The 19360-nt window shown below is 68.2% G+C and carries 22 protein-coding genes; 11 read left to right on the forward strand and 11 right to left on the reverse strand.

Features of this window, described 5'->3' with window-relative positions:
• Nucleotides 1–24: 24 nt before the first annotated feature.
• Nucleotides 25–369, forward strand: a complete 345-nt coding sequence (locus AC23D6_RS08565) for a RidA family protein (protein ID WP_487752334.1) — start codon at nucleotides 25–27, stop codon at nucleotides 367–369.
• A 3-nt stretch (nucleotides 370–372) separates the two neighbouring features.
• Nucleotides 373–585 carry a hypothetical protein gene (locus AC23D6_RS08570; protein WP_487752335.1) on the forward strand — a complete coding sequence of 71 codons (213 nt, stop codon included), beginning with the start codon at nucleotides 373–375 and terminating at the stop codon, nucleotides 583–585.
• A gap of 174 nt (nucleotides 586–759) precedes the next feature.
• Here AC23D6_RS08570 and AC23D6_RS08575 read toward each other — a convergent pair whose 3' ends face one another.
• Nucleotides 760–2022 carry a TIGR03862 family flavoprotein gene (locus tag AC23D6_RS08575; protein WP_487752336.1) on the reverse strand — a complete coding sequence of 421 codons (1263 nt, stop codon included), beginning with the start codon at nucleotides 2020–2022 and terminating at the stop codon, nucleotides 760–762.
• Nucleotides 2023–2110: 88 nt separating this feature from the next.
• Here AC23D6_RS08575 and AC23D6_RS08580 point away from each other — a divergent pair, with 88 nt between their 5' ends.
• Nucleotides 2111–3706: a serine hydrolase gene (locus tag AC23D6_RS08580; protein ID WP_487752337.1), complete on the forward strand. Its 1596-nt coding sequence runs from the start codon at nucleotides 2111–2113 to the stop codon at nucleotides 3704–3706.
• A 144-nt stretch (nucleotides 3707–3850) separates the two neighbouring features.
• On the opposite strand, the gene AC23D6_RS08585 is transcribed toward AC23D6_RS08580, so the two are convergent.
• Nucleotides 3851–4285 carry an FKBP-type peptidyl-prolyl cis-trans isomerase gene (locus tag AC23D6_RS08585; protein WP_487752338.1) on the reverse strand — a complete coding sequence of 145 codons (435 nt, stop codon included), beginning with the start codon at nucleotides 4283–4285 and terminating at the stop codon, nucleotides 3851–3853.
• 75 nt (nucleotides 4286–4360) lie between these two features.
• Between AC23D6_RS08585 and AC23D6_RS08590 the strand changes: the two genes are divergently transcribed.
• The gene (locus AC23D6_RS08590; RefSeq protein WP_487752339.1) at nucleotides 4361–4723 is read left to right on the forward strand and encodes a DUF6164 family protein; all 363 of its coding nucleotides are present in this window, start codon (nucleotides 4361–4363) and stop codon (nucleotides 4721–4723) included.
• Between the two features lie 80 nt (nucleotides 4724–4803).
• Here the strand turns inward: AC23D6_RS08590 and AC23D6_RS08595 are convergent, their stop codons facing one another.
• Together AC23D6_RS08595 and AC23D6_RS08600 are read right to left on the reverse strand one after the other, a co-directional pair.
• Nucleotides 4804–5253 carry an SRPBCC family protein gene (locus tag AC23D6_RS08595; protein ID WP_487752340.1) on the reverse strand — a complete coding sequence of 150 codons (450 nt, stop codon included), beginning with the start codon at nucleotides 5251–5253 and terminating at the stop codon, nucleotides 4804–4806.
• Nucleotides 5250–5543: an ArsR/SmtB family transcription factor gene (locus tag AC23D6_RS08600; RefSeq protein WP_487752341.1), complete on the reverse strand. Its 294-nt coding sequence runs from the start codon at nucleotides 5541–5543 to the stop codon at nucleotides 5250–5252. Before AC23D6_RS08600 ends, AC23D6_RS08595 begins: the two co-directional genes overlap by 4 nt.
• Before the next feature lie 157 nt (nucleotides 5544–5700).
• Between AC23D6_RS08600 and AC23D6_RS08605 the strand changes: the two genes are divergently transcribed.
• The 5 genes from AC23D6_RS08605 (at nucleotide 5701) to AC23D6_RS08625 (ending at nucleotide 11236) form a co-directional block, all read left to right on the forward strand.
• Complete coding sequence (locus tag AC23D6_RS08605; protein WP_487752342.1) at nucleotides 5701–6450, forward strand: sulfurtransferase; 750 nt, start codon at nucleotides 5701–5703, stop codon at nucleotides 6448–6450.
• A 5-nt stretch (nucleotides 6451–6455) separates the two neighbouring features.
• Nucleotides 6456–8015, forward strand: coding sequence for a protein adenylyltransferase SelO (locus AC23D6_RS08610; protein WP_487752598.1), 1560 nt, complete (start codon nucleotides 6456–6458; stop codon nucleotides 8013–8015).
• A 131-nt stretch (nucleotides 8016–8146) separates the two neighbouring features.
• Entirely contained in the window at nucleotides 8147–8818 is a 672-nt protein-coding gene (locus AC23D6_RS08615; RefSeq protein ID WP_487752343.1) for a glutathione S-transferase, read from the forward strand.
• A gap of 92 nt (nucleotides 8819–8910) precedes the next feature.
• Nucleotides 8911–10167: a threonine synthase gene (locus AC23D6_RS08620; protein WP_487752344.1), complete on the forward strand. Its 1257-nt coding sequence runs from the start codon at nucleotides 8911–8913 to the stop codon at nucleotides 10165–10167.
• Between the two features lie 88 nt (nucleotides 10168–10255).
• On the forward strand, nucleotides 10256–11236 hold the full coding sequence (locus tag AC23D6_RS08625) for an LLM class flavin-dependent oxidoreductase (RefSeq protein WP_487752599.1): 981 nt from the start codon (nucleotides 10256–10258) through the stop codon (nucleotides 11234–11236).
• A gap of 57 nt (nucleotides 11237–11293) precedes the next feature.
• Here the strand turns inward: AC23D6_RS08625 and AC23D6_RS08630 are convergent, their stop codons facing one another.
• From AC23D6_RS08630 to AC23D6_RS08640, 3 genes are all read right to left on the reverse strand, one after another.
• Complete coding sequence (locus AC23D6_RS08630) at nucleotides 11294–12904, reverse strand: carboxylesterase/lipase family protein (RefSeq protein WP_487752345.1); 1611 nt, start codon at nucleotides 12902–12904, stop codon at nucleotides 11294–11296.
• Nucleotides 12905–12972: 68 nt separating this feature from the next.
• Nucleotides 12973–14154, reverse strand: coding sequence for a BaiN/RdsA family NAD(P)/FAD-dependent oxidoreductase (locus AC23D6_RS08635; protein WP_487752346.1), 1182 nt, complete (start codon nucleotides 14152–14154; stop codon nucleotides 12973–12975).
• Between the two features lie 4 nt (nucleotides 14155–14158).
• Nucleotides 14159–14716: a YaeQ family protein gene (locus AC23D6_RS08640; protein WP_487752347.1), complete on the reverse strand. Its 558-nt coding sequence runs from the start codon at nucleotides 14714–14716 to the stop codon at nucleotides 14159–14161.
• A 310-nt stretch (nucleotides 14717–15026) separates the two neighbouring features.
• Here AC23D6_RS08640 and AC23D6_RS08645 point away from each other — a divergent pair, with 310 nt between their 5' ends.
• Nucleotides 15027–15236: a cold-shock protein gene (locus AC23D6_RS08645; protein WP_487752348.1), complete on the forward strand. Its 210-nt coding sequence runs from the start codon at nucleotides 15027–15029 to the stop codon at nucleotides 15234–15236.
• Between the two features lie 68 nt (nucleotides 15237–15304).
• Here AC23D6_RS08645 and dbpA read toward each other — a convergent pair whose 3' ends face one another.
• The 4 genes from dbpA to AC23D6_RS08665 are packed head-to-tail and all read right to left on the reverse strand — an operon-like array spanning nucleotide 15305 to nucleotide 18520.
• Complete coding sequence (gene dbpA, locus AC23D6_RS08650) at nucleotides 15305–16681, reverse strand: ATP-dependent RNA helicase DbpA (protein ID WP_487752349.1); 1377 nt, start codon at nucleotides 16679–16681, stop codon at nucleotides 15305–15307.
• A 39-nt stretch (nucleotides 16682–16720) separates the two neighbouring features.
• Nucleotides 16721–17155: a barstar family protein gene (locus tag AC23D6_RS08655; protein ID WP_487752350.1), complete on the reverse strand. Its 435-nt coding sequence runs from the start codon at nucleotides 17153–17155 to the stop codon at nucleotides 16721–16723.
• Nucleotides 17152–17727 carry a guanyl-specific ribonuclease gene (locus AC23D6_RS08660; RefSeq protein WP_487752351.1) on the reverse strand — a complete coding sequence of 192 codons (576 nt, stop codon included), beginning with the start codon at nucleotides 17725–17727 and terminating at the stop codon, nucleotides 17152–17154. Before AC23D6_RS08660 ends, AC23D6_RS08655 begins: the two co-directional genes overlap by 4 nt.
• Nucleotides 17728–17734: 7 nt before the next feature.
• Nucleotides 17735–18520 (reverse strand): YbaY family lipoprotein, encoded by a 786-nt coding sequence (locus AC23D6_RS08665; protein ID WP_487752352.1) that lies wholly within the window; start codon nucleotides 18518–18520, stop codon nucleotides 17735–17737.
• A gap of 115 nt (nucleotides 18521–18635) precedes the next feature.
• On the opposite strand from AC23D6_RS08665, the gene AC23D6_RS08670 reads away from it, so the two are divergent.
• Nucleotides 18636–19241 carry a YdeI/OmpD-associated family protein gene (locus AC23D6_RS08670; protein WP_487752353.1) on the forward strand — a complete coding sequence of 202 codons (606 nt, stop codon included), beginning with the start codon at nucleotides 18636–18638 and terminating at the stop codon, nucleotides 19239–19241.
• The last annotated feature ends 119 nt before the right edge of the window (nucleotides 19242–19360 follow it).

The raw sequence follows: 19360 nt of genomic DNA on the forward strand, positions 1-19360 counted from the left end.
GGGCACCCCAAGGGAGAACGACTCATGATCCAGCGGTTCGACGTAGGCACGCGCCTGTCCGAAATGGCGATCCACAACGGCGTGATCTACCTGGCCGGGCAGGTGGCCGATGACGCGACGCAAGGCATCGCGGGGCAGACCCAGCAGGTGCTTGCCGAGATCGACGCGCTGCTCGCGCGTGCCGGTAGCGACAAGGCGAAGATCCTGCGCGCGGAGATCTTCCTCAAGGATCTGCACGATTTCGAGGCGATGAACCGGGTGTGGGACGCATGGGTGCCGGAAGGCAACGCGCCGCCGCGCGCGACGATGCAGGCGAATCTGGCGCGGCCGGGCTGGCTGATCGAGATCGTGGTGACCGCAGCGGTCTGATCGGTGGCCTCGCGCAAACCCGGTCCTTGGCAGCGACCTGCGCCGAAGCGTCGTGGGGGCGGCCTCACGCTCACGCCTGCACAGGTGGAAGAGGCGCGCGCCCGGGCCGTGGCCGCGGGCCGTCGCTATCCCAACCTGGTCGACAACATGTATGTCGCGGCCAAGGCGCGGCGCGAAGGCCAGGCAAAAAAGCGGGTGAAAGACGAGACTGAATGAGGATTCAGCGGCCTCAGATGCAGCATGCACATGCAGCCGTAAATGTCTGTAATAAAACTGCTTTGAAACGCTAACCAGACGTCAACAACCGGTCGCGTATCGTGCGCGCACGCTCCGCAGCCGCTGCGGCACGCACTTCCCGGGGTGCGCGCCGCAGCCCCTGCGGACGACCAATCAGGCGTTGCGGTTTGCCAGCCAGTCGACCACGCCAAGCGCGGCGTGACGACCGCTGGCGAAGCACGCCGTCAGCAGGTAGCCGCCGGTGGGGGCCTCCCAGTCGAGCATCTCGCCGGCGGCGAAGACACCGGGCAGCCCGCGCAACATCAGGCGGCCGTCCAGCGCTTCCAGCGGCACGCCGCCGGCGCTGCTGATGGCCTCCGCGATCGGGCGGGGGCGCTGCAGGCGGAACGGGAAGCGCTTCAGCGTCGCGGCGATCTTCGCGGGGTCGGACAGTGCCGCCTTGTCGAGCACCTCATACAGCAGCGCCGCCCGCACGCCGCTCACGCCGGCTTCGCGACGCAGGTGCTCGCTCAGGCTGCGCGAACCGCGTGGCTTGGCCAAGCGGCGCACGAGGTCGTGTTCCTCACGCCCCGGCAGCAGGTCCAGCACCAGGGTGGCCTGGCCATCGCGCGCAATGGCATCGCGCAGCATCGGCGACAGCGCATAGACCAGGCTGCCCTCGATGCCGGCGGCGGTGAGGACGCACTCGCCCTGGCGTCGGTGCGGCGTCCCCTCGGCATCCTGCCAATGGGCGGTGACCGGCTTCAGCGGTTCGCCGGCGAAACGGCTCGCCAGGTGCTCGCTCCAGCCGATGTCGAAGCCGCAATTGGACGGCTGCAGCGGCGCGATCTCGACCCCGCGCGCCTGCAGGGCGTTGACCCAGGCGCCGTCCGAACCGAGTTCCGGCCAGCTGCCGCCGCCCATCGCGAGCACCACGGCGTCGGCCCGCACGTCCACATCGCCGTTGGGTGTGGCGAATTGCAGGGCGTCGTCCGCACGCCAGCCGGTCCAGCGGTGGAGCACGTGGAAGCGCACGCCCTGTTCGCGCAGGCGCCGCACCCAACCACGCAGCAGCGGCGCGGCCTTGAGATCGGTGGGAAACACCCGGCCCGAGGTCCCGACGAAGGTGTCCACGCCCAGTCCACGCGCCCAGGTGCGCAACGCGTCGGCATCGAATTCGCGCAGCCACGCGGCGACCTCATGCGCGCGCGTGCCGTAGCGGGTGACGAACACGTCGAACGGATCGGAGTGGGTCAGGTTCATGCCGCCCTTGCCGGCGATCAGGAACTTGCGTCCCACCGATCCCTTCGCGTCGTACAGATCGACCTGCAGCCCCGCCGCGCGCAGCGTTTCGGCGGCCATCAGGCCGGCCGGCCCACCGCCGATGATGGCGACGGTGTGCGGGGCGGTCGGAGCATCGGTGCTTGGCAAAGGCATCAGCATAGTATGCCGTGCCCGGCGAGCACTCCCGGCCGGCGCATGGCCTGCGGTATCGTCATGCGCAACGCTTGAAGGGGATTTGCCGATGTCGATGTCGCCTGCGGTCGTGCGCCGCGCCTTGCTGTTGCTCTGTCTCGCCTCGCCCACGGCCTTCGCGAAACAGGCATCGCCGCCGCCCGAGTTGCAGGACCTTGACGCGTACGTCGAGTCGGTACGCAAGGCCTTCGACGTGCCGGGCATCGCGGTGGCAGTGGTGAAGGATGGCGAGGTGGTGCTGGCCAAGGGGTGGGGCGAGCGCGAGATGGGCAAGCCGGCCAAGGTCGACGCGCACACGATGTTCGCCATCGCCTCGAACACCAAGGCGTTCACCTCGGCCTCGCTGTCGGTACTCGCCGACGAAGGCAAGCTCACCCTGGAAGATCGGGTGATCGACCACCTGCCATGGTTCCGCATGGCCGATCCTTACGTTACCCGCGAGATGCGCATTCGCGATCTACTGGTTCATCGCAGCGGCCTTGGCCTGGGCGCGGGCGACCTGCTGTACTGGCCCACCACCACCTACAGCAACCGCGAGGTGGCGGAGCGCCTGCGCGATGTGCCGCTCAGCGGCGGGTTCCGCGAGCGCTATGCCTACGACAACATCCTGTACGGCGTCGCCCAGTTGGTGGTGGAACAAGCCAGCGATCAGTCCTACGAACAGTTCCTGCGCACGCGTTTCTTCCAGCCGCTGGGCATGCGCGAGACGCGCTACAACAGCGATGCGCTGAAGCCGGGCGACAACGTCGCCACCGGGCATGCCATGGCCGATTTCACCACGCTGCAGCCGGCGCCGCGGATGACGTGGCGCAATGTCGCCGGCGCGGGTGGAATCTATGCCAGCGTGAACGACATGGCGAAATGGATGAACGCCCAGCTTGCCGGCGGCACGTATCGGGATGCGCAGGGACGCGAGCAGGCGCTGTTCACGCCCGAGCGGCAGAAGGCGATGTGGTCGCTGGTGACGCCGATCCCAATCCCGGAACCCAAGGTGGAGGCGCTGAAGGCCGCCAAGCCGAACTTCCTCGGCTACGGCGAGGGCTGGATGGTCTCGGATTTCCAGGGCCGTAAGCTGGTGTGGCACACCGGCGGCTGGCCGGGCATGGTCTCGCGCGTGACGCTGGTACCGGAGCTGAAACTGGGCGTCGTCGTGCTGACGAATCAGGAAGTCGGCGCGGCCTTCCACGCGATCACGCTGAAGGTGCTGGATGCCTACCTGGCGAACAGCGGCACCGACTGGCTGGCCGCCTACCAGGCGCAGGTCGCGCAGGCCAAAGGCAGCGCCGACGGACACTGGCAGAAACTGCAGGCGGCGCGCGATGCCACGTCGAAGCCCTCGTTGCCGCTGGCGAAGTACGCCGGCACGCTGCGCGACCCCTGGTACGGCGATGTGGTCGTGGCGCAGGAAGGCGGGGACTTGGTGCTGCGCTTCAGCCGAACGCCGGAACTAGTCGGCGATCTGCAGCACTGGCAGCACGATACCTTCGTGGTCCGGTGGCGCGAGCGCTGGCTCAATGCCGATGCCTTCCTGACGTTCTCGTTGAAACCGGATGGCGGCATCCGAGAAGCGCGGATGGAGGCGATCTCGCCGCTGACCGATTTCAGTTTCGACTTCCACGACCTGCGGCTGACGCCGGTGGAGTAGCCGCGGCCTCCTCTGTAGGAGCGACGTCAGTCGCGACCGCACGGCCTGACCACACGGCGCGGAAGCTCGCTCGCGGCGTCGACGGTTCACGTGTCCTTCTTTCTCGCGGTCGCGACTGACGTCGCTCCTGCAGAACCCATGCCGTCACTCGTGCGGCTTCACATCCAGCAGTTCCACGTCGAACACGAGCGAGGCGTTCGGCGGAATGACGCCCCCGGCACCGCTGCTGCCGTAAGCGAGGTCGCCGGGGATCTTCAGCGTGCGCTTGCCGCCCACCTTCATGCCGGCCACGCCCTCGTCCCAGCCACGGATGACCTGGCCGGCGCCCAATAGGAAGGTGAAGGGCTCGCCGCGGTCGACCGAGCTGTCGAACTTCATGCCGCGTTGCTGTGGAGCTGTCTCGTCGTACAGCCAGCCGGTGTAGTGCACGGTGACGTCGCTGCCGCTGGCGGCGACGGTGCCGGTGCCTGCCTGCGTATCGAGGCGTTGCAGCTCGGCCACGCTGCCGCCGGGCGGCGGGCCGGGAGGCGTGCAGGCAGCGAGCAGGGTCAGCGAGAAGGCGAGCAGCAGGGAGCGCATGGATCGTCCGGATGAAAGGGGCGTGCAGAGTAACGCACGCCGGTGCGTCCGACGCTGACCCGCTAGACTGTCGGGATGGCGAAACTCTTCCTCAACCTGCGCAACGTCCCAGGCGACGAAGCCGACGACGTGCGCGAACTGCTGCGCGCGAACGCGATCGACTTCTACGAAACCCCGCCCAGTCCGTGGGGCATTTCCGCCGGCGGCCTGTGGATCGACGATGCGGACCAGCTGACGCGCGCGAAGACGTTGATGGCGGGCTACCAGGCGCAGCGTCGCGACCACGCACGGTCCGAACGCGCCGCCGCCGCGCGCGAAGGGCGCGCCGAGACCTTCGCCGGGCTGTTGCGCGACCGGCCGCTGTATGTCGTCGGCATCCTGGCGGTGATGCTCTTCATCGTCGCGGTGACGCTGGCATTGCCCTGGTTGCTGCTCTGACGCTGGGCCATGGCGCGCCGTCCATGCCGTTCCCGCGGGTCACGCGAGCGGTCTGGCCTGGGTGATTTCCGCGTAGCGGATCAGAACAAAGACTGCAGGGCATCCAGCATGGTGCCCCAGCCTTGCTGTGTGCGGTCGGCATAGTCGGCCCAGGCGCGCGGCAGGGTATGGGTCAGGCACAGTTCGCAGCCGGTGGGGGTCGGCGTGAGCACGATATCGACCCGGCTGCCGTCCTGATCGGCCTCGCCGGCGATGGTCCAGGTGAACGACAGCCGGCGTGGCCGGTCAATGACGAGATACTCGCCGACATGGTCGATGCGCTCGCCGTCGCGTTCGACCAACATCGAGAAGCGGCCGCCGACGCGCGGGTCGACGTCCAGGCGCAGCAGTTTCTCGTCGCGAATCCCCGGGCCCATCATCCACTGGCCCAGCAGGCGCGGCGTCAGCCAGGCATCGAAAACACGTTCGGCGGATGCGGTGAAGCGGCGATGCACGGTGACATCGACCGTGTCGGAGGCGGGAGGCGTCATGACGGTTTCCGGATGGGCGTGGCGGGGGAGGGGATATCCGCTTGCAGCACGGCATCGAGCGCGTCGAGGCGCGCGGTCCAGAGCTGGGCGTACTCGCGCAGCCACGCCTCGCCTTCGGCCAGCGCCTGCGGCTGCAGGTGGCACAGGTGGGTGCGGCCCTGGATCTGGCGCGTGACTAGGCCGGCGCGTTCGAGGACCTTGATGTGCTTGGAGGCGGCCGCCAGCGAGATCTGGAACGGCGCCGCCAGTTCGCCGACGCTGCGCGACTGCCCACGGAGGCTGCTGAGCATGCGCCGCCGCGTGCCATCCGCGAGGGCGTGGAAGAGGGCGTCGAGCCGCTGGGCGTCATGTTGAACCATAGGGTTGAGTATTGGGCTGCCGGCAAAGAACTGTCAACCATCTGGTTGAATGAAGAGGCGGACTGCCGACGGGCGGTAAAATCGCCGCATGGTTACGAACATCGCTGCCTATCACTTCACACCCATCGATGCACCCGCTGCGTTCGCGGACACCTTGCGCGAGCGCGCCGCAGCGCTGTCGCTACGTGGGTCGGTGCTGGTGGCGGGCGAGGGGTTGAACTTGTTCCTGGCGGGCGATGCCGAGGCCATCGCCTCTTTCCTGGCGCCGCTGCATGCGGATGCGCGCTTCGCCGGCCTGCGCGTGAAGTACAGCCGCAGCCGGCGGATTCCCTTCGCCCGCCTCAAGGTGAAGGTGAAGCCGGAGATCATCAGCTTCCGCCGACCCGGCACGACGCCGGAGTCCGCACGGGCGCCGGTCGTCGAGCCGCGCACCCTGGCGCGCTGGCTGGACCAGGGCCACGACGACACCGGCCGCCGGGTGGTGATGCTGGATACGCGCAATGCGCAGGAGATCGAACACGGCACCTTCGCGGGCGCGCTGACCCTGCCGATCGACAAGTTCACGGATCTTCCGGCGGCGTTGGCGCCGCATCGCGATGCGCTCAAGGACGCCACCGTCGTCAGCTTCTGCACCGGCGGCATCCGCTGCGAGAAAGCCGCGCTGTGGATGCAGGCCGACGGCATGGACAACGTGATGCAGTTGGACGACGGCATCCTCGGCTACTTCGAGCAGGTCGGCGGCTTCGGTTACGACGGTGCCTGTTTCGTGTTCGACGAGCGGGTGGCGCTGCGGCCCGATCTGACACCGCTGGTGGACGAGCCCGCGGGCGCCGCATGAGCGGGCTGGATACCCTGCGTTTCGATAACCGTTTCGTCCGCGAACTGCCGGGGGATCCGGAGCAGGGGGACCGGCGTCGCGAGGTTCGCGGCGCGGTGTGGTCGTCGATCGAGCCCACGCCCGTCGCTGCGCCGACGCTGCTGGCGCATTCGCGGGAAGTCGCAGCGCTGCTGGGTCTGGACGAAACCGATGTCGCGTCTCCGGCCTTCGCCGAGGTGTTCGGCGGCAACGCCCTGCTGCCGGGCATGCAGCCCTACGCCGGCAACTACGGTGGCCACCAGTTCGGCCACTGGGCCGGACAACTCGGCGACGGCCGCGCCATCACGCTCGGCGAGGCGATCAATGCGCGGGGCGAGCGCTGGGAGCTACAGCTGAAGGGCGCAGGGCCCACGCCGTACTCACGTACCGCCGATGGACGCGCGGTGTTGCGATCGTCGATCCGCGAGTTCCTCTGCAGCGAGGCCATGCACCATCTTGGCGTGCCCACGACGCGGGCATTGAGCCTCGTCGGTACCGGGGAACAGGTGGTGCGCGACATGTTCTACGACGGTCATCCGACGCCCGAACCAGGCGCGATCGTCTGCCGGGTGGCGCCGTCGTTCCTGCGCTTCGGCCACTACCAATTGCCGGCATCGCGCGGCGAGAACGATCTCCTGCGTGCGCTGGTGGACTTCACCCTCCACCGCGACTTCCCCCACCTGTCGGGCGAAGGCGAAGCGCTGTACGGCGCATGGTTCGCGGATGTCTGCCGACGCACCGCGGTGATGGTGGCGCACTGGATGCGCGTGGGCTTCGTCCACGGCGTGATGAATACCGACAACATGTCAGTGCTGGGGCTGACCATCGACTACGGTCCCTATGGCTGGGTCGACGACTACGATCCGGACTGGACGCCCAACACCACCGACGCGCAGGGCCGTCGCTACCGCTTCGGCTGGCAGCCGCGCGTTGCGGGCTGGAACCTGACCCGCTTCGCCCACGCGTTGTCGCCGCTGTTCGAAGGGGTGGACGCATTGCAGGACGGTCTGCAGGCCTTTGCCGACACCTACGCGCATGAGGAGCGCGAGACCGCCGCGCGCAAGCTGGGCCTGGCAGCATGTCGCGACGGCGATCTCGAGCATATGCAGGCCCTGCAGGCGTTGCTGCATCAGGGCGAGGTCGACATGACCCTGTTCTTCCGCGGGCTGATTGACGCGGATCCGCGCGATGCGACGTTGAGGGCGTTCGACGACGCGTTCTATGACGCCGGAAAGCGCGCAACCGTGGCACCGGCGCTCCTTGACTGGCTGGCAGCGCACGCGCGCCGACTCGACGACGATCCGCTCGACCCCGCGACGCGCCGCGAACGCATGCGCCTGGCCAATCCACGCTACGTGCTGCGCAACTACCTTGCGCAGCAGGCGATCGACGCGGCCGAAGCCGGCGATCTGTCCGAGGTACACGAGCTGCTGGACGTGATGCGTCGGCCCTACGACGACCAGCCCGGCCGTGAGCGATTCGCGCAGCGCCGGCCGGACTGGGCACGCGAGCGGGCGGGATGTTCGATGCTTTCGTGCAGTTCGTAGGGCGTGGTGATTGGTGTGGGAGCGACGTGAGTCGCGATCGCTTTCCGTGCTGCGTCATCGCGACTCACGTCGCTCCCACAACGGCATATGCCGCGAGGTAGGATGGCGAACCCCACGCGGAGCGCTGGCGCATGATCACCGTCCACCACCTCAACAACTCCCGTTCCCAGCGCGTGCTCTGGCTGCTTGAGGAGCTGGGGCTGGATTACACCGTGGTGCGCTACCAGCGCGACCCGAAGACGATGCTGGCGCCGCCGGAATTGAAGAAGGTGCATCCCCTGGGCAAGTCGCCGGTGGTCGTGGACGGCGAGCACGTGCTCGCCGAATCCGGTGCGGTGCTCGAATACCTGGTGGAACGCTACGACGCCGCACGCCGGTTCGCGCCGTCGCCCGGCACGGCCGAGCACCTGCGCTATCGCTACTGGCTGCACTACGCCGAAGGCTCGGCGATGCCGCCGATGCTGCTGAGCCTGGTGTTCTCGCGCCTGAAGAAAGCGCCCATGCCGTTCTTCGCACGGCCGGTGGCGCGCGGCATTGCCGACAAGTCCATGAGAACCTTCGTGGGGCCCCAGGTGAAACTGCATCTGGACTACATGAACGCCGAACTGGGCAAGACCGCCTGGTTCGCGGGCGATCAGTTCAGTGCGGCCGACATCCAGATGAGCTTCCCGGTGGAAGCCGCCGCGGTGCGTGCCGGACTCGACGCGTATCCGAGTCTCGCCGGGTTCCTGCAGCGCATCCACGCCCGACCTGCCTACCAGCGTGCCCTGGCACAGGGCGGCCCATTCGATCTGCTGGCCTGAAGGCCGCATCGCGCGGGCGTCATGAGCCACCGTCATGACGCATGCGCGCGCTGCGCGGCTATGCTGCGCGTGACCGTATCGCCGGAGTGACGATGTCGTACGTGTGTTGTCTGCGTGGGCTGGGCTCGGGGATCGACTATCCGGTCGACCGGCCGATGAATCTCGATCCGATCGATGGCCGCCCGGTGGAAATGGTGCTCGATCTGGAGCGCCTCGCGGCGGAGCAGCCGGATTTCGCCTGGTATCGGCCCGTGCGCCGGGACATGTGGCGATTCGGCGCACTGATGGCGCTGGACGCGAACGATCCGCGCGACGCGGCGCACCTCGTGCCGCTTGGCGAGGGCGCCACGCCATTGCTGGACTACCGGGATCACCCGGTAGCGCGGCAGGCCGGCCTGATGCTGCAACTCAAGGACGAGGGCAGAGCGCATCCCGGCTACGGCGCAAACCCCACCCAGAGTTTCAAGGACCGTGGCATGGCGATGGTGGTCGCCCAGGCGCGTCGGCTGGGGCTAACGCGCCTGACCGTCCCGACGCAGGGCAACGCCGGCGACTCCCTGGTCCGGTACGCGCTCGCAGGCGGGCTGTCGGTGGTCGTGGCGATGCCGGACGACACGCCTGCGCCCATCGTCGGCAGCGTGGCCGCGGCGGCGCACCGGCATCCGGACAGGATCGAACTGGTGCTGAAAGGGCCGACGATCCGCGAGGCCGGTGCCTTCCTCAAGCAGCATTACCTGCCGCAGGGCTGGTTCTCGGTGGCAACGTTCCAGGAACCGGGCTGGCGCATCGAAGGCAAGAAGTCGCTGGGCCTGGAACTGGCCGAACCCGCACCCGGCGCGCGACGCTGGTCGCTGCCCGACGTGGTGGTCTATCCCACGGGCGGCGGGACGGGCGTGCTGGGCATGTGGAAGGCCTGGGACGAACTGCAGGCGCTCGGCGTGATCGGTGCGCAGCGGCCGCGCATGATCTGCGTGCAGAGCGCCGCCACCACGCCCTTGGTGCGGGCGTTCGAAGCGGGTGCGGACGACACCACCGCGCTGGACGCGGGCAGGACGCTGGCGGTCGGGCTCAACGTGCCCGGTGGCGTGGGTCACTTCCGCGTGCTGCAGATCCTGCGGGCGAGTGGCGGAAGCGCCGTCGCAGTCGAAGAGGCCGACATCGCCGCCGAGTCCGCGCGACTGTGGCGCATGCGGCCGGAAGGTTGGGTGGGGCCCGAAGGCGCCGCCTGTCTGGCGGCGCTGCCCCAGTTGCTGGACCGTGGACTGGTGAAACGCGGAGAGCGTGTGGTCGCCGTGAATACCGGATCGGCTGAAAAGTACCTGCCGGACCTCCGTCACCTGTTCCAGTGAATGCGTGGGATGCTGCATCCCGCTGCGGCGGCTGGTACGCGCCATGATGCGCCCCCATGACGATGACATCGTCATTGCCGGTGCTTTCATGATCCCGTATTCGCTTCTCGACCTCGCCCCCGTTTGCGAGGGCAGCGACACCACGCAGGCGTTCGTGCACATGCGCGACCTGGCGCAGCACGCCGAACGCTGGGGCTACACGCGTTACTGGCTGGCCGAACACCACAACATGCCGGGCATCGCCAGCGCGGCGACAGCGGTGTTGATCGGTCACGTCGCCGGGGCGACCTCGACGATCCGCGTCGGGTCCGGCGGCATCATGCTGCCAAACCATTCACCGCTGCAGGTGGCTGAGCAGTTCGGCACGCTCGCGTCGCTGTATCCGGGTCGCATCGACCTCGGCCTGGGCCGCGCGCCGGGTACCGACCAGGCCACCGCACGCGCCTTGCGGCGCTACTTCGACAGCGCGGAGCAGTTCCCGCAGGACGTGCAGGAAGTGCTGCGCTACTTCGAACCGGTGCAGGAAGGCCAGGCCGTGCGTGCCGTGCCGGGCGCCGGACTCGATGTGCCGGTGTGGGTGTTGGGCTCCAGCCTGTTCGGTGCGCAGCTCTCGGCCGCGCTCGGCTTGCCCTACGCGTTCGCGTCGCATTTCGCGCCGGACGCGATGGACCAGGCACCGGCGCTGTACCACCGCGATTTCCGTCCCTCTAAGCGGCTCGCGAAGCCGCACGCGATGCTCGCCCTGAATGTCGTGGCGGCCGAGACGGACGAGGAAGCGCGGTACCTGTTCACCACCCAGCAGCAGGCCTTCGTCAACCTGCGACGCGGCCGCGCAGGCCTGGTGCCGCCGCCGATCGACGACATCGAGGCATTCTGGGAGCCTCACGAGAAGGCCGGCGTCGCGCAGGCGCTAGCGTGTGCCGTCGTCGGCAGCCGGGATAACGTGCGCAAGGGGATCGCGGAGTTCATCCAGCGGCATCGCCCGGACGAGCTGATGCTGACCGCCAACATCTTCGATCACGGCAAGCGCCTGCGATCCTTCGAGATCGCCGCCGAGGTCATGTCGTAATGTGCGCCGTGCACGACCGCAAGCATGAGGGTCTCGCCGTCGTGCGCGTGGCGCACGCTACATCGTGCCCCGCTGGATGAAGGGCACGCGCTCGTAGAGCCTGCGCTCACCGCCACGTGGATCGTCCTGCAGGGACGATTCGTCGTCGAACACCATGGTCTGGCGCTGCGGCAGCGTGTACGGACGCCATGCGGGAATGCCGGCATGGTTCGGGTCGCCGTGGCGCGCGAAGGCGATCAACGCATCGCTCATGCGCGCCGCCATGGCGCGCGCACGGGCATCGTTCCCCGTCTTCGATCCTTCGACCCTGGTGTTGTCGAACACCAGCGGGATGTCGAGCGTGTGGAAAGCGCGCAACTTTCCGTCGTCCGCCGGTGAACGCCAATCGAGCTGGTAGACCCACGCCGGTGATCCCTGTCGCGCGCGCGCTTCGGCCTCGACGATCGCGCCGCGCCACGAGCGGCCGGCGGTTGTCGCCGCGAAGAACACCTCCGATGGCGTGTAGGCCGGATACAGGCGGCGATATTCGGCGATCACGACGTCCGGCGACAGATCCACGAACTGCTGTTCGCGGAGTTTCTGCGGGAGCTGTTCCCACGTCAGGCTGAAGTGCGCCGGATCGTTGCCAAGGAAGGCACGCGTCTCGTCGCGCGTATTGCCGATGATCATCGGGATGCCGGCGGACTGCGCGGGCGCATCTGGGTAGAAGGGATGCCGCGGCAGATTGCGGGCATCCAGCACCGGGCCGAAGTAGAGCGCGGTGTCCTCCACGCGCGACGGGTCGCGCACGCGCGTGGCTTCCAGCAGGCGCGCCATCGGCATCGCCAGCAGGCGATCCACGTCACGAGGGCCCAGACCCAGTTCGGCCATGAGCAGCGCGGTGCGCTGGGCCGCGGCACGCGGGCCGGCCGCGGTGACCTGCTGGCCGCTCATCGTCATCGCCTTGTGGAACAGCCCGTCGGCTTCCGGCATCGCCATCAGCGTGGCGATCTTCGCGCCACCCCCTGATTGGCCGAACACGGTGATGTTGCCCGCGTCGCCACCGAAGGCGTGCGCGTGCTCGCGGACCCAGTGCAGCGCGTCGATCAGATCGAGTTGCCCGACGTTGCCCGAGTCCTGCACGCGCTCGTCGCCGCTCTCGCCCAGGTACAGATAGCCGAACGCGTTGAGCCGGTGATTGACGGTGACCACGACGACATCGCCACGACGGCAGAGATGCGTGCCGTCGTATAGCGGATGCGAGCCGGAACCGTTGTTGTAGCCGCCGCCATGGATATAGACCAGGATCGGCCGCAAGCCGCGGTCGCCCAGGGCAGGGGTGTAGACGTTGAGGAACAGGCAGTTTTCGCTGACCGCTTGTCCGTCCGCATCACCGCGCTGTGGCGCCGAGGCACCGAAGCGGGAGGCATCCCGCACGCCGGTCCAGCCGGTCTCGCGCAGGGCGCGCTGGAAGCGTCGGCGGGCCGTGTCGCCCGCGTAGGGAATCCCGCGGAACACCTGCACACCGCCGTCGGCGGTCCCCGCCACGCGACCGCTGCGCGTCGTCGCAACGGGTCGTTTCTGCGCGCTGGCGTGCAGGGGGAAGCCGGAGGCCAGCAGGGCCAGCCCCGACGTGCCCGCGACCTGCGCCAAAAACTGCCTGCGTGAGGAGGGAGGACAAGCCGCCATGGAAACCTCGGAATGACACCGGTTTCCAAGGCTAGCAAACCGGCTCCTCAGAGAAACGCCGCACTGCGTCAGGCGGCCATGCCCGCAGCATGGCCCGATGCCCACGCCCACTGGAAGTTGTAGCCGCCCAGCCAGCCGGTGACGTCGAGCACTTCGCCGACGAAGAACAGGCCCGGCACGCGCTTGGACATCATCGTGCTGCTGGAGACGCCGTCGGTGTCCACGCCCCCGAGGGTGACTTCGGCGGTGCGATAGCCCTCGGTCCCACTGGCGACCAGCGGCCAATCGGAAAGCAGCGTCGCCGCTTCTTTCAGCTGAGGCGCATTGAACTGCCTCATCGGACGGTTGGACATCCAGACCTCGCACAGGCGCTGGGCGAAACGGCGCGGCAAGGCGTCGGCCAGGACGGTCTTCAGTTCGGCATCCGGCCGCTGCTGCTGTTGCGCCTGCAGCCATGCCAGCGTGTCGCGGTCCGGCAGCAGGTCCAGGCGCAGGTCGTCGCCCGGCTGCCAGTAGGACGAGATCTGTAGGATCGACGGGCCGCTGACGCCGCGGTGGGTCAGCAGCATGAAGTTGCGGAAGCGCGCCTTGCCGCAGCGTGCTTCCACCGGGAACGACACGCCGCTCAGGTCCGCCAGGCGTTCCTGATGCTTGCCGCTCAGCGTGAGCGGCACCAGGCCGGCGCGGGTCGGCAGCACGTCGTGCCCGAACCGCCGCGCCAGGTCGTAGCCGAAGCCGGTGGCGCCCATGCTCGGGATGGACAGTCCGCCGGTGGCCACGATCAGCGAGGGCGCGGCCACGCGTCCCAGCGTCGTGTCCAGGCGGAACACGCCGTCCGCCTGCTCGACGCCGCCGACACTGCAGTCGGTTTCGATACGCACGCCGGCAGCCAGGCATTCGTCCACCAGCAGCTTCACGATCAGTTTCGACGAGACGTCGCAGAACAGTTGCCCGAGTTCCTTCTCGTGGTAAGCGATGCGGTGCCGCTCGACCAGTCCGATGAAATCGCCCGGCGTGTAGCGCGCCAGCGCCGACTTGCAGAAGTGCGGATTGGCGGAGATGAAGTTGGCCGGCGCGGTGCCGGTATTGGTGAAGTTGCAGCGCCCGCCGCCGGACATCAGGATCTTCTTGCCGACCTTGTTGGCGTGCTCCACGACCAGCACGCGCAGGCCCCGCTGGCCGGCGGTCAGGGCGGCCATCAGGCCGGCCGCACCGCCTCCGACCACCAGTACGTCGTGGGTGGGCACCATGCGGTCAGGCGGCCCGGGCGAGACCCGCCTGGCGGACGGTCGGCACGACGCTGACCACCTGCTCGTCGGTCATCCATTGCATCTCGCCGTCCTGGATCATCACGTGGAAGCGCATGCTGCGCACCATGAGGGCCGTGATCGCCGCGACCGACTCCGGCGCGATGTCCAGCACGGTCAGGTTGCGGTGGCGGGCCAGCAAGGCCGCATTCCTGTCCCACCAGAGATCGGCGGCACGGCCCCCGTAGTTGACCACGATCACCTCGTTGGCCCGCCCGCAGGCCTTGCGGATACGCGATTCGTCAGGCTGGCCAAGGTCGATCCACTGCTCGATCAGCCCGGTGTAGTCCTTGCGCCACAGGTCGGGCTCCTCCTCGTTGCTGAGGCCCTTGCCGAATTCCAGACGATCCTGCGACATCAGGGCGAAGGCGATCAGGCGCACCATCAGCCGTTCGTCGGTCTCGGAGGGATGCTGGGCGAGGGTCAGCCCATGGGTGCCGTAGTAATGCCGGTCCATGTCGCTGATCTGCAGTTCGGCTTTGACGACGGTGGACTTGAGCGCCATGGCAGGGGTTCGGCTAAAGGGGCGCCATCATACGCTGGCCGCGCGGCCCGCCCGCCGTCGCTTGCAAGCGGTTACAGCCCCGCCCGGGGAGACGCCTGTTCAGCTTTCTCGGAAAAGGGATTCGCTTTTACTTGAAAAGCCCGGTAGAGTGCGCGGCACTGTGCTTGCCAGGGTCACCGTGAATCGTGAGCCTGATGCGGTAGATACATCTGCTACATCTTCCCGCTTTACCAACGCCTGCAAACCCAGTCCCGTTCCAGCCCATGCTGGAATTGTGGTCCTTTCATCCATGTTTCAGGAGTTAGTAAAGATGTCTGAACGTCAGACCGGCACCGTCAAGTGGTTCAACGACGCCAAGGGCTTCGGCTTCATCACCCCGCAGAGCGGCCCCGACCTGTTCGTGCACTTCCGCTCGATCCAGGGCAATGGCTTCAAGTCGCTGAAGGAAGGCCAGCAGGTCACCTTCGTCGCCGTGCAGGGCCAGAAGGGCATGCAGGCCGACCAGGTGCAGGCGCTGTAATCCAGCCCTGAACCCGACGGTTCAAGAAAACGCCGGTGCGCAAGCGCCGGCGTTTTTGTTTGTGCGCGTCAAAGCTTGCGGACGCGGAAGCTGCGGCCCTTGATCTTGCCGGCATTGAGCCGGGCCAGCGCGGCCGCGGCCTGGTCGCGCGCGACCGCCACATAGGTGCGGGTAGGGAAGACGTTGATCTTGCCGATGGCGGTGGCCGACAGGCCGGCGTCGCCGGTCAACGCACCGAGCACATCGCCCGGGCGCAGCTTGTCGGTCTTGCCCGCATCGATGCGCAGCGTGGTCATGGCCGCCGGCGGTGCGGCATGCGCCTTGGGCGCGGTAGGCACGTTGCGGTCCCATAGCAGGGGGGCGCCGAGGCGTTCTTCCAGCATTGTCGCGCGGGGCAGTTCGCGCGGGGTGCACAGGCTGATCGCCAAACCATCGCGGCCGGCGCGGCCGGTACGGCCGATGCGGTGGATGTAGGTATCGGCATCGCTGGGCATGTCGAAGTTGACCACCAGGCCCAGGTCTTCGATATCCAAGCCGCGGGCGGCCACGTCGCTGGCTACCAGCACGTTGCAGCTGCGGTTGGCGAAGCGCACCAGCACTTCGTCGCGGTCGCGCTGCTCCATGTCGCCGTGCAGGGCGAGGGCGGAGAAGCCGAAGTGCTGCAGCGAGCCGGCGACCTCGTCCACGTCTTTGCGCATGTTGCAGAACACCACGCAGGTCTCGATGCGCTGCTGCGCGATCAGTGCCGCCAGCGCTATCTGCTTGCGCGCGGGTTCGACCTGCACGAAGCGCTGTTCGATGGCGGCGCGTTCCTGCGGTCCGTCGACGGTGACTTCGAGCGGGTCGCGCAATGTAGTGCGTGCGATCGTGCGGATCGCATCATCGAACGTGGCCGAGAACAGCAGGCCTTGCCGGTCCTTCGGCGTCTTGCCGATGATCTCGCGGATCGGCTCCTCGAATCCCATGTCGAGCATGCGGTCCGCTTCGTCCAGCACCAGCGTGCGCACGCCGCCCAGGTGCAGCACCTTCTTGCGCAGCAGCTCCTGGATGCGGCCAGGCGTGCCGACGACGACGTGCGGGTCGTGCGCCTCCAGCGAACGGATCTGCGGTTCCAGCGGCAAACCGCCGCACAGGGTCAGCACTTTCAGGTTGGGCAGGCCGACGGCCAGCTTGCGTATCTGCTGCGCGACCTGGTCGGCCAGTTCGCGCGTGGGACACAGCACCAGCGCCTGCGTGCGCACGATGCCCAGGTCGAGCCGGTGCAACAGGCCGATGCCGAACGCGGCGGTCTTGCCGCTGCCGGTCGGCGCCTGCGCGATGACGTCGCGGCCGTCGAGGATGGCGGGCAGGCTCTGCGCCTGGATGGGGGTCGGCTGGGTGTAACCGAGCGCGTCGACGCCCTGCTGCAGGCCGGGCGCCAGCGGGAGATGTTTGAAATCGAGCATGCGGCATTTTCGCAGATCGGCGCGCCGGCCGCCGGAAACCTACTGCAGGTCGGGGAAATGCTCTTCCGGCAGGGCGATGAAGGCCCAGAACGGCACCTCGTCCGCGGCCCAGGCCTGCGAAGCTTCGTCCAGGATGTCCAGCAGCGTGTCGAAGTCGGCTTCGTTGTGTTCGCGCAACGCGTGGGCTTCCTCGAACAGCAGCACATAGCCCGGCGCCGGCAGCCATGACAGATCGCGCAGGCTGTCGGACAGGGCATCCCAGTTGCGCCCGGACGTGTCCGGGAAGTCCAGCACCGTGGCGATGCGCAGCAGCAGCGCGGCCTTGCCGTCGCAACCGGAGAGGTCCACCCGGCGGGCCAGCAGTCCTGCATCGCGGCCGACGGCGGCGAGCGCGCCGAGATCGTCTTCGGTGACGAAGAACACGCCCGCATGCGCGGGATCGGTCAGGCCGGGATCGAAGCCGGAATCGCTCATGGTGCGGTGCCCTCACCGATCTCGAACCGGCGGAAACTGTCGTAGTGGTCGTCCGTGTAGTAGTACTCGCTCGGCGGCGTGCCGCCGGTGACGATGCGCCGCGCGCCGCGATGGTCCAGGCCGGGCGTGTCCACCGTGTACTCGTGGTAGTAACCACGCGCCTGGCGCGGCAGCCGGCCTTCGCGGTTCTGGAACACCGCGCCATCCTGCCGGTGCGGGAACGGACCGCCGCGCTGGATCAGGTCCAGCGTGATGCGGGCTTCCGGCGGCAGGAAGGCGGGCAGTGCGGCTGCCGAGGGTGTGGGTGTGGTTGGCGCAGGTGTCGGCGCCACGGCCGGTACCTCGCCAGCCAACGCGCCGGGCCGCGTCTGTTCGACCGGCGGCAGCGACAGCGCCTCGTTCACGCGTTGCGGATCGCCGATCTGCTGTGCTACCTCGGGCGTCGGCGCATCCGGGACATCGCTCCGCTGCGTCCACCACCACGCGCCTGCGCCGATCAGCAGCAGGGCGACAAAAGCGAGCAGGGGCAGGCGTAGGCCGGAGGCTTGGCGGCGGCGGGAACGTCGGCTCATCGGGAACTCATTCGGTCAGGAAGCGGCCGCAACCGCGGTAGGTCCGGTCGCCGACGACAAGCGTCGCAGAGGCCGGGTATGCGGTGTCGCTCATGCCGTCGCTGCAGGCCTCACGCCGAGTGGTCAGCGATACCGTCGTCTGGTCGGCCATTTTGCCGCGATAGCCATCGGGGATGCGTTCCAGATGCGCCACGTCGATCTGGCGTTCGCCATAGTCGAGTTCGGCATGCAGCGGCGGCGTGGCACCGGCACCGACTTCGACCAGCCAGCCCGGTTCGGTCCCGATACCGCGAAAGACGATGCCACGCGCCTTCGCCTGGTCCCAGGGTGAGCCGTTCGGCGGCACGGGGTCGCCACCGGCGCGCACCATGCGGAACTCGACCGGGGTTGTCGCGCCCAGCGTGACGGGCACGCGCGTGTCGGTGACGAACCACAGCTTGCCTTGCCCATCCCGCAGCCCGGCATGCAGGCCGTAGCGGCCGTTGGGTCGCAGCTTGGCCGGGTCGTAGGTCAGCGAGAACGCGTAGGGCGGTCCCGGCAGGTCGGTGAACTCCTGGCTGGCGACCACGGCGGCCGGCGTATCGGCCAGCTGCGCGTCCACCAGTTGCACGCTTAAGCGCGCGCCGGGCGGCGGGGCAATCCGTTCGAGATAGGTGGCCCGACCTTCGATGGTGGCGGGCGGCCGTGGCGTGTCGGTTGCGGGTCCAGGCACGGGTTGGCCCGGATCGGTGGCGGGGCGTGGCGTGCACGCTGCCAGCGCCAACCAGGCGATGGCCAGAAGGGGACGGATCATCGAGGGCGCTCCCGCGTTCGAGGTGGCCCAGCATAGCTATCCCTCGTGTAATGGATCGTCAATGCGGGGATGGAGCGTGCCGCGCTACAGTGCGCCAGCCCAAGGGAAGTCCGACATGCCGACGACCGATCCGCGCATCGATGCCTACATCGCCCAGGCGGCCGGGTTCGCCCAGCCGATCCTCGCGCATGCGCGTGCCGTGGTGCACGAGGCATGCCCGCAGGTGGAGGAAACGGTGAAGTGGGGCATGCCGACGTTCCAGTACGGCGGACGCATCCTCTGCAGCATGGCGGCGTTCAAGCAGCATGCTTCGTTCGGCTTCTGGCAGCACGCCCAGGTAATGGAGACCGGTGAGCGCACGGGCATGGGCAGCTTCGGCAAGATGACGACGGTCCGCGACTTTCCAGCGCGGCGCACCCTGGTCTCGCTGATCCGCAAGGCGATGGCGCTGATCGACGCCGGGGCGAAGCCTGGTACCACTCGCACGCCTCGCGCCACCAAGCCCGCGCTGCGTGTGCCGGCGGACCTGCGCGATGCGCTGGCGGGGAATGCCGCCGCGAAAAAATCGTTCGACGGTTTCAGCCCGAGCGCGCGTCGCGATTACATCGAGTGGATCACCGACGCCAAGCGCGCGGAGACCCGCACGCGCCGGCTCGAACAGGCCATCGCCTGGTTGGCCGAGGGCAAGACGCGCAACTGGAAGTACGCGCGGCGCGGGTGAGGCTGGCCTGGATTGAACGCCTCCATCGCAGCGATTCAGTTTTGCGATGACGCCCGCCGCTGCAGCGGCGCTAGGATGCGGACTTACGACGAAACGCACCGTGTCCCGGAGCCCCCGGC

It is taken from the genome of Pseudoxanthomonas sp. G3 (assembly GCF_057654715.1).